This window comes from Zobellia uliginosa (assembly GCF_018860745.1).
In the GTDB taxonomy this organism is placed as follows: Bacteria; Bacteroidota; Bacteroidia; order Flavobacteriales; family Flavobacteriaceae; genus Zobellia; species Zobellia uliginosa_B.
Genome location: NZ_JAHKPY010000003.1, coordinates 1,082,655 through 1,098,402 on the forward strand (window position 1 = coordinate 1,082,655; position 15,748 = coordinate 1,098,402).

Genomic DNA, 15,748 nt, shown 5'->3' on the forward strand with positions numbered 1-15,748 from the left:
TATGATACTATTGTGGGTTTTGGCACGCTGTTTGCTTATTACTACCCGAATGTCAATAATTACATTCAATAATTTAAAACCTTATATTATGAGAAACTTACTACTCTTTTTTTCAGCCCTTATTTTAGGCACCTCAGGTGTTATGGCTATGGGTACAGTAGAAGATAAGGTTGCGGAACGCAATGCTTATAGGTACAACGACTCCTTTATTTTTGTCGAGAATGGCATTACGTTTTCGGTATATCCAGATGGTGAATTTGATTTTTATATAGATAACCGTGTAACCGGACGTCGCAACGGCGTAACCTTTAATTCCGGTTATGATTACAGCCCGTATGCACAGTATGATGATTATGGTGCCGTGGTTCAAGTAGAAAACGTACCTATCTATTATGACTATTATGGTCGTGTTACTCAAGTTGGTGATGTAGATATAAGATACAATAACAATCGCGTACGTAGTGTTGGTGGAATGTCTGTTTTCTATAACCGTAGAGGTTTATATGATTACCATACAGGTTACATTAACGTTTACAATAGACATTATGTATACAGACCTTTTCATGCATTTTTTGCAAGACCGATTATTGGCTTTAATTTAGTATTCAACAAGCCATATAGAAGGTTTTACAGTCCTGTACGCTATACATATTATAACCCTTACAGATATAACTCAAGACGTGCATATGCCAAAATAGGAAATACGCACCGTTATAATAAAGTAAGAAGTAATAGGTCTAAAATTTATAGAAACGATAATAGAGTTACCGTTAGAAGCAGCGCGTCCAGAAATAACAGATCGGTTTCAAAAAGAAACAATAATGCGATAAGAACAAATAGAGCTGTTGCATCAAACAGGGGTAATATAACAAGAAGAACGGCGTCTAGAAGTAGTGCAACACGCAAAGGTAATTCTAACACAAAAGTTACCAACAGAAGTTCTTCTATTAGATCTAGGACAAGTAGCCCTTCTAATAATAGAGCAGTTACCTCAAGATCTATAGCAACAAGAAAACCAGCTAATACAACAGTAAATAAAAGAACGGTGATGAGATCGCCTCGTAACACTTCGGTAACAAGAAGAAGTAGTACAACTTATAAAAGTCCGCAGACTAGAACTAGAACAGCGAGCAGAAGTGTAAGACAAGCCCCTTCTCAAAGTAGAAGTAGTGTAAGCACAAGAAGTTCAAGAAGCACAGTGAGCAAAGCTCCATCTAGAAGTAGAAGCAATACGGCTTCAAGAACTTCATCAACGCGAAGTTCCTCTAGAAGATATTAAAAATAGTTTTTAGGTGAGTTGGTTGTTACCCCCGCATTAGATTAATCTAATGCGGGGGTTTTTATTTTACCGGCAAGTATTTAATTAACCTTTTCTACGGTAACTTTAATTGACTTACTAATCGGTGTCTTACTTTTATCCGCATACTGATCAAAAGGAACCAAAACATTAGTTTCTGGATAATATGCTGCCAAATCCCCAGAAGGAATGTTGTAGGGAACAACTAAAAATTTATTTGCTGTACGCACAACTCCATTATAAGTACTGGTGATATTTATGACGTCTTTCTTATTAAGACCTTTCTTTTTCATATCCTCGGGATTCATGAACAACACCCTTCTTTCGTTATATATACCCCTATACCTATCGTCCATTCCATAAATAGTGGTATTAAACTGATCATGAGACCTTATGGTCATTAACATAAACTCATCTGCTTTTAAATTATGTTCAGGAAGTGGGTTTATCGTTAATTGCGCTCTACCATTTGGTAGCATACTAAAATCCAAATCCCTTACATTATTAGGTAAGTAATAGCCAATACCTTTTGAACGTTCTTTGGTATTATCAAAACCTTTTACAACATGGTCTATACTTTCTCTAATCAGCTCATAATCTTCACCCATAGCTTTCCAATTCATGGAATGTTTACCTCCAAAAAAAGTATGTGCCAATTCCGCTATTAGCTCAGGTTCACTCTTTATATTGTCAGAAGTAGGTTTTAAAAGTCCACGCGATTGTCTCACACGCCCCATACTGTCTTCCATAGTCTGATAACGCAAAGTACCGTCCTTCATATCTTTTTCGGAACGTCCAAAAGTAGGCAGAATTACAGCTGTCTTTCCAGTAACCAAATGAGATCTATTCAATTTTGTACTTATTTGAACCGTTAATTCGCAGTTTTGCATAGCCTTGGCAGTATACAGAGTATCAGAAGCGGCCATTAAAAAGTTACCGCCTAAACATATAAAGACTTTGCCTTTTTCATCATGCATGGCCTTAATGGCTCCAACAACATCTACCCCCTCCTTATCAGGAGCTTTAAAACCAAGATGTTTTTCAATTCGCTCGTTTAGTTCCTTATTTACAAAGTGCATTATCCCTACACTACGGTCTCCTTGCACATTACTGTGCCCACGTACAGGACATGTTCCTGCATTTGGTTTCCCCAAAGAACCCTTTAACATCAAGAGATTAAGGTATTCACAAATTGTTGCAACCCCATTCTTATGTTGAGTAAGTCCCATGGCCCAGCAAACTACAATATTGCTGCTTGTAGCCAAAAGAGCAACGGTTTCGTTAATTTTTTCTTCGCTTACTCCGCTCAACTTTAAAAGTGTTTCCTCATCATATGCTTTGAAAGAGTTTGTAAGACTTTCATAACCATCTACGTATTTGACCATGAAATCATGATCGAATACTTTCTGTCCCTTTTCATCTAATGCCGCTAATTTTTTCAGAATAAGTTTCATTAAGGCTATATCCTGATTAATACGAACTTGTAAATGTATATCTGTCAAATCCTCACCAGGACCGATCAGACCATTTAAATGTTGTGGATTTTTAAAGTTGATAAGTCCTGATTCTTCCAATGGATTAATGCTGATGACTTTTCCTCCATTCTTTTTACACTTTTCTAAAGCAGAAAGCATTCTTGGGTGGTTTGTTCCTGGATTTTGACCAGCAACTATAACCACATCCGCACCATATAAATCTTCTAGTTTCACAGACCCTTTGCCAATACCCAAAGTTTCGGAGAGGGCAACACCACTAGATTCATGGCACATATTGGAACAATCTGGCATATTGTTAGTGCCTAGAGCACGGGCAAACATACCATATAGATATGCCGCCTCATTACTTGATCTACCGGATGTATAAAAAATAGCGTCATCAGGTGAGTTCAATTTATGTAATTCTATAGAAATCAGCTCATAGCATTCTTCCCAAGAAATAGGCTCATAATTAATACTCCCCGATCTAAGAACCAAAGGCTCTGTTATTCTACCGAATTTATTAAGCTGATATTCCGTAAGTCTAGATAGTTCTTCTACCGTATATTTTTGGAAAAATTCACGCCCTATTTTATCGGTAGTCGCCTCGTCAGCTACTGCTTTAGCACCATTTTCACAATATTCTGCCACAGTAGAAGGATGTTCAGGATTTGGCCAAGCACAACTTGGACAATCAAAACCATCTTCTTGATTTAGCTCTAAAAAAGCACGCATGGAACGTACAATTCCCATTTCTTTAAAACCATGGCGTAACGCCTCTTTTACTCCTACTTTTCCCGCTGCATATTTAACCGGTTCCGTAACCTTTATATTGGAAAAATCTTCAGAGCCTATAACCGATACATTTCTTTGAAAATCTTTATTTGACATATGTAAATTTCAGTTTCTAGTGATGCAATTTAGGGTTTGGGTAATTATCCGTTTCATCTTCTCCCCTATCCTCCAAACAGGTAAAATCCTTCTCGACCAAAAGAGTCAAGGTTTTACCGTCTTCAAGGGGAATTGAATTGCTGAATCCTACTCTATTACTACTCTCCCAGTCCTTGATACTATCTTTAGGAAGGAGTAAAGTCATCATATTATCCTCATAAGTTGCAGTAAGAGCAGACAAACCTTCCTTACTGCTTAGCGCATAAGTAAATATATTATTAAGAAATTGAGTTTTTTCTTGAATATACCCAGTTTCACAAAACTGGGATACTTCCATTTTAGTAATTCTCATGCGAATGGAATTACCTCTTATACGTATTTTCATGAAGAGAAAAAATTGATGGTGACCAGTAGAAAATAGCCCTAAATTTTAATTAAGGTTAAATATACAAGTCAATATTGAAAAAACGTGGAATATTTCTTCTTTCTTGGGTCTTACCTACACTTCTATGCTCCTCATATAACAAAATACCATCTGAACTTGTTATTTTAAAATAAACTCCAGGACCGGGAAAGGAAGAAATTGGTGTTTCAATACTTATTAGTGGCGAAAGATAGGTCTGCTTAAAATCTATACTTTTATAATCTATTCTAAATTTACCGTTTCTGTTTGAAACAGCTCTACCTAAAAAATCATCTTTTATCCAATCTACATCAATAGCGGAAACAATTGCACCGGCCACCGGTGTTTGTTTGTCCACTGCAGACTTTATATTTCCCACAATTGTCCAAATATCAAATGATCTTCGTATTTGGTCCCAAAATTGAAAACTAAAGCTGTAATTCCAACTAAACTCTTTATTTTGGTTGACTTTACGCCATATTGGATTTAATCTTCTCGCCGTAAATTGAACTGGGTTTTGCTTTTCTCGAGTGATACTATTAATATCCGATACTACTAGGTCTATTTCAATCTCGCCTTCTTTATAAGCATCACAAATATCAATGGTATAATTTCCATCAGCATCTGTAAAACCAGTGCCAAGAAGATTTTCGGACTTTTGTTCTATCATCTCAGCGGTAAGTTTATACAATTGGTTTTTAAGGTCTTGTGCCCCCTTAAGCGCACTCATCACTCTATAAACCCTAACCTGCACATTATCCAAAGTTTCATAAAGGTCTATATGTAGATTGGCCCTTAGATTACCTTTGATGGTGTATCCCATTTCAATTATATTAGTAGATGATTAAATTAACGCCTGTTTAGTAAAAGGTCAGCGCAGGATTGAATGGGGGCATTCGTGATGAACTTGAGTGTTAAGATAAAGTTATTGTTCTTTCTTTCCAAATACTTTTGAAAGGACTTGAAAAACATCTTCGGAAATTTTAAACTTATATAAAACTATTATGTAAATAACAGCTATGCCTAAACTCTTAACACCAATATTAAATATAGGATGAAAAGGAAGTTCTATATAGTAGAACAAAAAGGTAGTAACTAGTAATAAAATTGAAATTTTGATAGTTTCCCTTGTAAAAGGATGCATATTGAATTTCATTTGTACGTAAATCAGCTTAACCGTATTATAAATAAAGAAAGCAGAAAAACTTGCTATTGCAGCACCGTCCAGACCATAGGCAGGAATAAGCCATATATTCAAGAAAACAGTGATAACCGCTAGGAACAAGCCCATGAAAAGAACTGCCTTGTAATAATCAGAATTATATAAAATAGAATTATTATTTCCCAGAAGCGCATCATACAATTTAGCTAAGCCCAACCAAATAAAAATTACATAACCATTTCGGTAGGCGTCTGGCAAAAGCTCATATAAATCATTTAGGTTCAGAAAAATAAGAATAAATAAAAGTCCTGATATGATATACAAGGTTAACGAACTTTTTTGATAAAGTCGTTTGAGCCCTACCATATCATCCTTAGTAAGAAGTTCTGCTGTAAGGGGATAAGTAATTTGATGCATTGAACGTGATGGAACTGCAATTACCAAAGCAATAAAACTCGCAACACCATAATAGGCAACATTTTCTATTTTTATAAACTGATTGATCATCACCTTATCTATCTCCAATAACACAATGGCTACAGAACCACCTAAGATGATCAAAGCACTATACGTAACTATTTTACGGGTATTTTGTGGAAAGTCAAATATTAATTTAGGCTGATGTAATTTGTAAGCATAGATTTGCATACCAAGTGTACGAAGCAAATAAGCAGCAACCAAATAATCCAGAAAGGATTGTACCGAAATAACCTTGAAATAAAGTAGAATCAATAATACCGTTTGAGCCACCCGTCCAAAAATTTCCTTCATGAAATTTCCGAAAACAGACTTCATTTGCACCCTTGCCCAGGCATAAAACAACTCAAAATATGCCATAGACATGGCTATTAGAAATATATGCCAAACATAATTTTTTACAATAGGGTTTTCTTTGGACAAAAAGCTGCCAATAGTATCATTGGCCAAAAAAGTTAACGCCCCAATAGGAAGGGTCAAAACCAATGGCAAAAGCAACATGAGCGTTAAAAACCCGTCTGTAGCCTTCGCATCTTTCTTAAAACCACTATAGAATTTTATTAAGGTATTGGGAACGCCAAATGCCAAAATGGGCATTAAAACAACAGATGCAGATAGAACCACCTGAAGAAGACCATAATATTTGGGCTCCATGAACTGTAGATAGAGAACTAATGTATTTATAGCACCAAGACCAAAACCTAAATAGGTAACTATTGAATTGTTCAGTGACTGTTTAAATACCAAGCCCATTTACAAAAGTTTAGATAATTCTTCTGTTAACGCCCTGCGACTGAACTTTTCGATAGCTACAGATTTAGAGATAATGCTTCCCTTTTTAAAAGTATTATAATACTCCAAAATAGTTTTCTTCAATTCAGCCTGAGCCTCATAATCAAAAACTTTTCCTGCATTCGTATTCTCAATGATTTCACCTGCCTCCCATCCTTTAGGGCCTACTGCCAGGATAGGCCTTTTGGCAATCATATATTCAAACAACTTACCAGGTATTATTCCTTTCGTCTCTTCACTATCTATCTCCACCATCAATAATAGTTGCGATCTCTGCTGTCTTCGTTGTGCTTCGGCATGGGAGCCATATCCTCTCATTTTAATATAAGGTCCTAGCTCGTTTCTATACATAGCATCCATAACGTCTTGGCTAACAACACCCATAAACTCTAATTGTAGATCGCCACGAAAAACAGCATCTTCTGCCGCAATTTGTGATAATACTTTCCAAAGATTCTTTGGATTTCTTCCTGTTAACAAAGAACCTATATGGGAAATAGTAAATCTATGGTCTAAATTGGCATCTCCTGCATAATCCGAATCATACCCATTTGTAATTACTGAAATAGGTGTATTGGTGATAGTCTTAAATTCTGCTTTTGTGGTATTACTGGTTGCTATGACTCTATCTGCCTCGTATAAAACAGCTTTTTCTAATTCTTTGTGTTTTCTTGCCGAACCCTTGCTCAGTTTTAGTTCCTTATGATACCCTATGGAAGTCCACGGATCTCTAAAGTCTGCCAGCCAATTAATGTCATTATCTTTCTTTAATTGTCTTCCAATAAGGTGCACGCTATGCGGTGGGCCTGTAGTTATGACAGTATCAATAGCTTCTTTTACCAATACATCAGTTAAATATTTTACAGAAGGTTTAATCCAATATTTTCGAGCATCCGGTATGAAAAAATTTCCTCTGACCCACAACATGGTCTTCTCAAAAAATGATTGGTTTTTAGTTTGAATAATGCCCGAACTGATTCTTTTCGTTTTTTTTGAAGAAAATACTTTGGCAAGGCCATAAGGCTCAAAAAGAGGTTGGGAATATATAGTAATATCTTTAGGTATCTCATTGACCAACGTGGCATCCTCTATAGGGTAATGCGGATTTTCGGGTATATAAACTACAGGTTCAATACCAAAATCTCGTAGATATTTAACAAATTTCAACCACCTCTGTACACCGGGACCACCAGCAGGAGGCCAATAATAGGTGATAATGAGGACTTTTTTCATAAGTGTAAATTACTAAGTAGAGGATCGAGAAATCTTTACCAACCTATTTTTTCAATTTGGTTGGGTCTTTCTTCTTTTTAGGACTAAAAAAGGTAAACCCGATGCCTCCTATAACAATTAGTACCATAACTATGGAACTGGCCAATGTAATTTGGCTTCCGATTCGTACCACTTCAGGTTCAAATTTAAATTCTATTGTATGTTCCCCACTAGGAACTTTAATCGCTCTTAAGGTGTAATTGGCTTTGAAATGATCGGTTAATTTGCCATCTATGTATGCATTCCATCCATTAGAATAATACATTTCAGAAAAAACAACTAAACCGTCATTCTGGTTTTTTGATTGGTACGTTAAATGATTGGGGGCATAATGGATAAGTACTATGTTAGCTGTAGAATCAACCACAAAATCAAAAGCATTGAGACCTTTAACCTTTGTTGAATTTATAACTGCTTCCGTTTTAGTATTTAATTTTTCTAGCGTCTGTATTTCTTCATCCGCAGATTTCACTTCAACTACATGATTCACGAACCAGGCGTTGCCATTGGCGTCTGGGTTAATAGCAGGATAGCTTTTACCTTCTTCGTCTTGTTGAATTACATATTTTACATTCAACATATTCAAAACGCCCATATTACCCTTATAAACATAAAAACTGAACAAGTCTTCTAAACCTGCTGGTTTGGCCGCATGGTATCCTCCAATAGACTTATGATAATAAGATGTTCTTGCTCCATTAATTCCCTCATTAGGGTCATAAACCCTATACACACTTTCGTCTTTTTTAATCTCTTGATCTAAGGCTGTTTCTGGAAAAGGCTGAGTCATTTTTCGCTTGGAAACAAAATTGTCAGAATCTACATAACGCAGACCTACACCAACCAAATCAAATAATACCAAAGCGCCAACCACAATTATGGTGAGATTTTCTTTGAGCTTACCCTTAATATAGAACCAAAGCGCTAAAGCAGATAAGAATACGAATATCATTGAACGAAGCAAATCTGAATTATACACTGCTTTACGGTCTGCTTGAATTAAAGAAAACAATTCCTCTCCATAATTTCTCTTCAAAAAGTCATCACTGGGCCCTTCAAAATCAAAACCAGCTTTGAAGATGAATAGCGATACACTTAAACCTAATACTATAAAGAAAGATATCCTAAGAGCATTCAGTTTATCTGAAACATCAACAGTGGATTTAAAAAGTTCACGTAATGCCAAAATAGCAAGGACAGGTGCACATAATTCTAAAATTACCTGAACGGACGATACTGCCCTGAATTTGTCATAAAGCGGAAAATAATCAATCATAAAATCCGTTAGTAAGCCAAAATTCTTTCCCCAAGAAAGGAATAAAGACATTAGCACCCCTCCAAAAAGCCACCATTTTGCTCTGCCTTTTACCAAGATAAGTCCAAGTATAAATAGGAAAAATATAATTGCGCCTATATAAGCGGGTCCTGATGTGCCTGGTTGATCTGCCCAATATAATGGCAATCCGCTAGAAAAACTTAATGCTTGACTCCGGGAAACACCTTGGTCAATAAGAAAATCAAAGCTTTTAGAATTTTCCCCCAAGTTTTCACTGTTTGATCCTCCAAACAATCTTGGTACGAACAAGTTTAGTGATTCTGTAATTCCGTAACTCCACTGTGTGATGTATGATTTTTCAAGACCACCTGTATTTTCCTTCGGTGATCCATCCGGATTAATGGTTAATTCAGATTTTCCACGAGTACTCCAATCTGCATACTCTTTTGTGGCCATTAAGCTCGTAGCGTTTGCCGCAATACCTAATATTACGGCTATGAGCAAAATACCTACAGAACTAAAATAATGTTTCAGTTTTTCTTTGCGAATGGCATCAACCAGATAAACAACACCCAGAATCAATACCAAAAGCATAAAATAATACGTCATCTGGTAGTGGTTTGCTCTAATTTCCAATGCCATAGAAATAGCGGTAAGAATAAAACCCCAAAGATATTTCTTTCTAAAAACCAATACTATCCCGCCCAAAAGCATAGGTAAATATCCCATGGCATGAGCTTTAGCGTTATGCCCTACACCAAGTATAATTATTAAATAGGTGGAAAAACCAAATGCCAATGCCCCAATAATAGCTAATCTATAATCTACTTTAAGACAACATAGCAAAATATAAAATCCTATAAAATATAGAAATAAGTAATCTGCCGGTCTAGGAAGAAATCTTATAATATTATCTAATTTCTTAACATAATCATGTGGATAATAAGCCCCTAATTGATAGGTAGGCATTCCTCCAAAGGCACTATTAGTCCAATAAGGCTCTTCACCCGTTTTCTTCCGGAAATCATTTTGTTCCTTGGCCATACCGGTAAATTGAACAATGTCTGATTGTTCTATTACCTTTCCTTGAAGCACAGGATAGAAATAAGCCAAAGCGGCAATCACAAAAAAAACGGTAACAAAAAAATGTACGAAGAAGGCCTTCAATCCTTTTTGCATAATGGGATATATCGGGTTGTTTCGGCTAAAATAATGAAGTTATCTCTACTATGGAATTTGTTTTGATCTTAACTTAAGAGATAATGATAAGTTTTAAAGTACCTAATACTATAGTTTCGGTAGAAAAGGACGTGAATAAAAAAATTCCCGTATTGTTCGCAAAGGCCGATTTTTAAGAAAAGGGTTTAATCTACCTCTTCAAAATCAATATAATCCCCTACTGTATTATTTGAAGATTTTTTTCTAGAAGGTTTCTTATCGATAATAACATCACCTACCCTTTCTTTCTGATTTTGACCATTAGCTTGCTGAGCAAAATCTCCAAATTTTTCATTAAAATGTTCTTGGGTTTTACGGGCGGCATACCCAAAAATTTTAGGGGCAAACATCTTTACCAAGATCTTAAAAAGGTAATAGACCAATAAAATTATTAAGATTGTCTTTAAAAATGCCATATTTTTTTAAAATGATTATATCAAAAATACGATTCTAACGTTGTAATACCTGTGTAGAAGTGCTAAAATATTATTAAAGTAGTCTTTGTCAACTGGTGATACATGTTTCATGTAGTGCATATAGTACCTAAAAAGCAGTGTTAAGGAAATTTCGATGTTCTGGATATGCACTTTTTTTCATGACGAAATGTAAACTACACAAAAAAAAGAACAAGCCTGAACTAATTAATCAAGCGACACAAAAATGAAAAATTATCTATTGATTTTATTTTTTGCCCTCCCATTTATTGGAGCTTCTCAATATACGGATGTAATTAACTCTAACCGCCCAGGTTTATCTGTTAGCGCATATGCGGTTGGTAGAAATGTATTGCAATTGGAAGCCGGTGTTCTCTATGAACAACAAGATCACACCCTTTTAAACACAAAGAGTAACATCTGGGGGTCAGATATCTCCCTACGTTATGGATTACTTTTTGAACAATTAGAATTGAATTACGAAGGTACTTTTCAAAATCAAAACATTACTTACAATAATATAGGTGTTACTGAAAATTTAACCGATTTTACTAGAAACCGACTAGGGTTGAAATTCTTAATATACGATCGGTACAAAAATCCTGAACGCAATAAACCCAATTTATATAGTTGGAAAGCTAATTACGGGTTTAAGTTCAAAAACTTGATTCCTTCCGTTTCCCTATACGGAGGTGCAACTTTTAATTTAGGAGACAATCCTTACTATATGGGTGACGCAACGGTATCATACCGTGGTATGGTGGCTACTCAAAGTAGATTAACCCCGCGTTTTGTATTGATCACCAACATTGCCTACGACCGTATTACTACAGATTATCCGGAGCTAAGTTATTTGGTTTCCTTGTCTCATGCCTTCCGTAATCCTAAGTGGAGTGCTTTTGTAGAAAACCAAGGAATTCAAAGCGATAGATACTCTGATGTGTTAATTAGAGGTGGTGTGGCACATTTATTGACAGATGATCTTCAAGTTGATTTCAATCTTGGTGCAAGTTTTAAAAATACACCTTCAAGAATTTTTATGACCGTTGGCGGATCGTATCGTTTTGATTTTCATAAAGACAAGTTGAAAGCTATAGATGAACAAAGTGCCGGCGAGAATGGTGAGCCTATCAAAAAGAACGCCATGAAAAAGAAAGAAAAAGAAGGTCGCAAAAATAAAAAAGACGGTAGCGGTGCTGAAGATATAGACTTGGGGCCATCTAAAAAACAACTAAAAAAACTTAAGAAAGAAGAGCGAAAGAAAAAGAAAAATAAAGAACGTGATGGTGGAGCTATTGACTTCTAAGCAAAGTTCACCTTTTGTTTATTAATAAAATTAAGTTTCATAATTTTATTCTAACCCTATTTATCCCTAATATTGACCTTACAAAAAAAACTGTATGGTCACCCTAAAAGAAGCGATTTCAAAAGCCGAACTAAAAGAGTTCGTGAAATTTCCATTTTCGCTTTATAAAGATTCTGCTTATTGGGTACCGCCATTGATCGAGGACGAATTGTCTTCTTTTGATAAAGAAGAAAATCCTGCTTTTAAAAACGCAAATGCCTGGTTCTTTTTAGCTTACAAAAACAAGCAACTTGTAGGCAGGGTTGTTGCTATTGTCAACCATCTGGAAGTCAATAACCAAAGTATAAAGAAAATGCGTTTTGGTTGGTTTGATTTCATAGATGATACCGAGGTCTCAGAAACTCTGCTGAATAAAGTGGCAGAAATTGGAGCAAGCCATAACCTAGAATTCATGGAAGGTCCCGTAGGCTTTTCTAATCTAGATAAAGTTGGTGTTCTTACAGATGGATTTGACCAACCAGGAAGCATGGTAACTTGGTATAATCACAAGTATTATATACACCATTACGAACGCTTGGGCTTTGTAAAGGAAAAAGGTTATGTTGAAAACAAATTTCCTGCCAAAAATGCCGACCCCGCCCTTTTTACCAAACTGAATGGGCTAGTAAAACGACGCTATGGACTAAGGGAAATCAATTTTAAAAAAACCAGTGAAGTGCTGCCGTTGGTAGACCAAATGTTTGACCTCTTTAACCAAACATATTCCAAACTGTCTTCTTTTGTTCCAATAACCGATGTTCAAAAAGAATATTTCAAAAAAAAATACATCACTTTTATAAATCCAGAATATATAAAGTTTATAGTGGACAAAGAAGATAGCTTAATTGCTTTTGCCATTGTTATGCCTTCCTTTAGTACTGCTTTACAAAAAGCAAAAGGAAAACTATTCCCCTTTGGATTTCTACACCTTTTACGCGCCAAGAAATATAATAAAGACGTTGTTTTCTACCTCATAGGCATACATCCAGAATATCAAAATAAGGGTGTTACCGCTATAATCTTTAATGAATATTACAAAACATTCAATAAGAGAGGTATTGAAATGTGCTACCGTACACCAGAACTTGAGGATAATATTGCTATTCGTCAAATGTGGAAGCATTTTGACCCCAAAATCTATAAACGCCGTTGCACCTATAAAAAAAGTATTTAAATCAAATATCTCAAAAGCTCTTTTTACTTTAAACAACAAAAACGGCCTTACTACAAAGTAAGGCCGTTTTTATATTCTAGATTGGCGAATCTTACTCGCCCATTGCTGCAGCAACCGCAGCAGACAATCTTTTGTAAGTTCCATTCTCCAAGCGATCTCTAATTGCTGAAAAAGCATCTAGGGTTTCACTGATATCCTGCATGGTATGTGTGGCGGTAGGAATCATTCGTAGTAAAATAAGCCCCTTAGGAATTACCGGATAAACCACTATAGAACAAAATATTCCGTAGTTTTCCCGCAAATCCTTCACAAGTGCCATTGCCTCGGGAATACTGCCATTAAGGTATACAGGAGTTACACAACTTGTTGTTGTGCCAATATCAAAACCTCTTTCTTTAAGCCCGTTCTGTAATGCATTTACGTTCTCCCATAATTTAGCCTTGAGTTCCGGCTGGGTACGTAACATATCCAATCGCTTTAATGCTCCCTTAACATAAACCATAGGTAATGATTTAGCGAACATTTGTGAACGTAAATTATATTTCAGGTAATCTATTATTTCTTGGTCGGCGGCTACGAAAGCCCCAATACTTGCCATTGATTTAGCAAAAGTTGCCAAATAAACATCAATACCATCTTGTACGCCTTGCTCTTGTCCTGCTCCCCCACCGGTTTTACCTAAGGTTCCAAAACCATGCGCATCATCAACTAAAAAACGAAAATTGAACTTCTCCTTTAATGCTACAATTTCTTTAAGAATACCTTGTTCACCTCTCATTCCGAAAACACCTTCGGAAATAACCAAAATACCTCCACCAGTTTGTTCTGCCAATTTAGTGGCACGTTCTAAGTTCTTTTCCAAACTCTCAACGTTATTATGAACAAATGTAAATCGCTTGCCCATATGCAACCGCACGCCATCAATAATGCAGGCATGACAATCAACATCATAAACAATAATATCATCTTTAGTAACAAGCGCGTCTATAACGGACATAAAACCTTGGTAACCAAAATTCAATAAGTAAGAAGCTTCTTTGTCTACAAACGCAGCGCATTCCTGCTGCAATTGTTCATGAAAGTCGGTATGCCCACTCATCATTCTGGCACCCATTGGGTATGCAGCACCGTATTCTGCTGCCGCTTCACCATCTACTTTCTTAATTTCGGGAAGATTAGCTAAACCTAAATAATCATTAATACTCCAGGTAATTACCTCTTTCCCCTGAAACTTCATTCTATTAGAAATTGGTCCCTCTAACTTAGGAAAAACGAAATATCCTTCTGCCTGAGAAGCCCATTTTCCTAATGGCCCCTTGTTCTCTAAAATTCTATCAAATAAATCTCGCATTTAGGTGTACTTTGGATTTTACTGCAAAAGTAAGATTTTAAGAGCAACATTCATAAAATATTATTCTTTAACAAAAAAGCAATGACCACGAGGTCATTGCTTTTTACCTTTTACAAACTTGTATATTATTCTTTGATGTATTGTACCTTTTGAACCTCGCTTACTTCATTGGTATCGAAGAAGCCTTGATCTTCCATCCACTGATCACTGTAAACTTTGCTCATATATCTGGAACCGTGATCTGGAAAGATAACAACTACGTTATCCTTAGGACCAAACTCACCTTCCTCATTCAATTGTTTAAGCGCCTGCATTGCTGCACCACTTGTATATCCTGCAAAAATACCTTCGGTTCTTGCCATTTCACGAGCCGTATGTGCACTTTCAGAATCGGTGACTTTTATAAACTTATCTATACTATCAAAATCCGTAGCACCAGGAATAAGATTTTTACCCAGACCTTCTATTCTATAAGGATAAATCTCATTGGAGTCAAACTCCCTTGTTTCGTGATATTTCTTCAATATAGAACCAAAAGCATCAACACCGATTATTTTAACCTTTGGGTTTTGTTCTTTTAAAAACCTAGCTGTACCCGAAATTGTTCCGCCTGTGCCACTACAAGCTACCAAATGAGTAATCTGCCCTCCGGTTTGATCCCATATTTCCGGACCCGTACTTGCGTAATGAGCATCCATATTCAACTCATTAAAATATTGGTTAATATAAATTGAACCGCTAGTTTCTTTATGCAAACGTTTTGCTACCTCATAATATGAACGTGGGTCATCTGCGCTTACATGGGCCGGGCAAACATATACCGTGGCACCCATGGTACGCAACATATCAATCTTATCTTTTGATGATTTTGAACTTACCGCTAGAATGCATTTGTAACCTTTAATAATGCTAACCATTGCAATACTAAAACCTGTGTTACCAGAGGTTGTTTCTATAATGGTACTACCTTCGGTTAAAATACCTTTACGTTCCGCCTCTTCTATAATATGCATTGCAATGCGGTCTTTAGAAGAGTGACCAGGATTAAAAGATTCTACCTTGGCGAAAAAGTTACCGGTAAAGCCTTCCGTAATTCTATTTAATTTAACTAGTGGAGTGTTTCCTACGAGCTCGAGGATATTGTTGTATGCCTTAATTTTGTTTTCCATAAAGGATGTCTG

At 36.1% G+C, this 15,748-nt stretch carries 12 protein-coding genes; 3 read left to right on the forward strand and 9 right to left on the reverse strand.

All coding sequences use genetic code 11. From position 1 onward, the window contains the following. The first annotated feature begins 88 nt into the window (after positions 1–88). A complete protein-coding gene (locus KO521_RS08485; RefSeq protein ID WP_215939459.1) occupies positions 89–1,279 on the forward strand; it encodes a hypothetical protein in 1,191 nt (396 codons plus the stop codon). Between the two features lie 80 nt (positions 1,280–1,359). Here KO521_RS08485 and KO521_RS08490 read toward each other — a convergent pair whose 3' ends face one another. From KO521_RS08490 to KO521_RS08520, 7 genes are all read right to left on the reverse strand, one after another. Then, positions 1,360–3,663, reverse strand: a complete 2,304-nt coding sequence (locus KO521_RS08490) for an FdhF/YdeP family oxidoreductase (protein WP_215939460.1) — start codon at positions 3,661–3,663, stop codon at positions 1,360–1,362. A gap of 16 nt (positions 3,664–3,679) precedes the next feature. Then, positions 3,680–4,048, reverse strand: coding sequence for a DUF7009 family protein (locus tag KO521_RS08495; RefSeq protein ID WP_215939461.1), 369 nt, complete (start codon positions 4,046–4,048; stop codon positions 3,680–3,682). A 55-nt stretch (positions 4,049–4,103) separates the two neighbouring features. Next, on the reverse strand, positions 4,104–4,889 hold the full coding sequence (locus tag KO521_RS08500) for a hypothetical protein (protein WP_215939462.1): 786 nt from the start codon (positions 4,887–4,889) through the stop codon (positions 4,104–4,106). Between the two features lie 102 nt (positions 4,890–4,991). Next, positions 4,992–6,458: a lipopolysaccharide biosynthesis protein gene (locus tag KO521_RS08505; protein WP_215939463.1), complete on the reverse strand. Its 1,467-nt coding sequence runs from the start codon at positions 6,456–6,458 to the stop codon at positions 4,992–4,994. After that, positions 6,459–7,730 carry a glycosyltransferase family 4 protein gene (locus tag KO521_RS08510; RefSeq protein WP_215939464.1) on the reverse strand — a complete coding sequence of 424 codons (1,272 nt, stop codon included), beginning with the start codon at positions 7,728–7,730 and terminating at the stop codon, positions 6,459–6,461. Between the two features lie 43 nt (positions 7,731–7,773). Next, positions 7,774–10,224, reverse strand: a complete 2,451-nt coding sequence (locus KO521_RS08515; protein ID WP_215939465.1) for a YfhO family protein — start codon at positions 10,222–10,224, stop codon at positions 7,774–7,776. Positions 10,225–10,409: 185 nt separating this feature from the next. After that, on the reverse strand, positions 10,410–10,679 hold the full coding sequence (locus KO521_RS08520) for a DUF4834 family protein (protein WP_215939466.1): 270 nt from the start codon (positions 10,677–10,679) through the stop codon (positions 10,410–10,412). A gap of 244 nt (positions 10,680–10,923) precedes the next feature. On the opposite strand from KO521_RS08520, the gene KO521_RS08525 reads away from it, so the two are divergent. Continuing rightward, positions 10,924–12,003 (forward strand): transporter, encoded by a 1,080-nt coding sequence (locus KO521_RS08525; protein ID WP_215939467.1) that lies wholly within the window; start codon positions 10,924–10,926, stop codon positions 12,001–12,003. A 94-nt stretch (positions 12,004–12,097) separates the two neighbouring features. Next, complete coding sequence (locus KO521_RS08530) at positions 12,098–13,216, forward strand: GTP cyclohydrolase (protein ID WP_215939468.1); 1,119 nt, start codon at positions 12,098–12,100, stop codon at positions 13,214–13,216. Positions 13,217–13,307: 91 nt separating this feature from the next. Here KO521_RS08530 and KO521_RS08535 read toward each other — a convergent pair whose 3' ends face one another. Further along, complete coding sequence (locus tag KO521_RS08535) at positions 13,308–14,567, reverse strand: aminotransferase class I/II-fold pyridoxal phosphate-dependent enzyme (protein WP_215939469.1); 1,260 nt, start codon at positions 14,565–14,567, stop codon at positions 13,308–13,310. Positions 14,568–14,692: 125 nt separating this feature from the next. After that, entirely contained in the window at positions 14,693–15,736 is a 1,044-nt protein-coding gene (locus KO521_RS08540; protein WP_215939470.1) for a PLP-dependent cysteine synthase family protein, read from the reverse strand. Positions 15,737–15,748: the final 12 nt, after the last annotated feature.

Bases quoted from the DNA above. Each gene is read 5' to 3' on its own strand.
- KO521_RS08485 (WP_215939459.1), top strand. From the start codon at position 89: ATGAGAAACTTACTACTCTTTTTTTCAGCCCTTATTTTAGGCACCTCA.
- KO521_RS08490 (WP_215939460.1), bottom strand. From the start codon at position 3,663: ATGTCAAATAAAGATTTTCAAAGAAATGTATCGGTTATAGGCTCTGAA.
- KO521_RS08495 (WP_215939461.1), bottom strand. From the start codon at position 4,048: ATGAAAATACGTATAAGAGGTAATTCCATTCGCATGAGAATTACTAAA.
- KO521_RS08500 (WP_215939462.1), bottom strand. From the start codon at position 4,889: ATGGGATACACCATCAAAGGTAATCTAAGGGCCAATCTACATATAGAC.
- KO521_RS08505 (WP_215939463.1), bottom strand. From the start codon at position 6,458: ATGGGCTTGGTATTTAAACAGTCACTGAACAATTCAATAGTTACCTAT.
- KO521_RS08510 (WP_215939464.1), bottom strand. From the start codon at position 7,730: ATGAAAAAAGTCCTCATTATCACCTATTATTGGCCTCCTGCTGGTGGT.
- KO521_RS08515 (WP_215939465.1), bottom strand. From the start codon at position 10,224: ATGCAAAAAGGATTGAAGGCCTTCTTCGTACATTTTTTTGTTACCGTT.
- KO521_RS08520 (WP_215939466.1), bottom strand. From the start codon at position 10,679: ATGGCATTTTTAAAGACAATCTTAATAATTTTATTGGTCTATTACCTT.
- KO521_RS08525 (WP_215939467.1), top strand. From the start codon at position 10,924: ATGAAAAATTATCTATTGATTTTATTTTTTGCCCTCCCATTTATTGGA.
- KO521_RS08530 (WP_215939468.1), top strand. From the start codon at position 12,098: ATGGTCACCCTAAAAGAAGCGATTTCAAAAGCCGAACTAAAAGAGTTC.
- KO521_RS08535 (WP_215939469.1), bottom strand. From the start codon at position 14,567: ATGCGAGATTTATTTGATAGAATTTTAGAGAACAAGGGGCCATTAGGA.
- KO521_RS08540 (WP_215939470.1), bottom strand. From the start codon at position 15,736: ATGGAAAACAAAATTAAGGCATACAACAATATCCTCGAGCTCGTAGGA.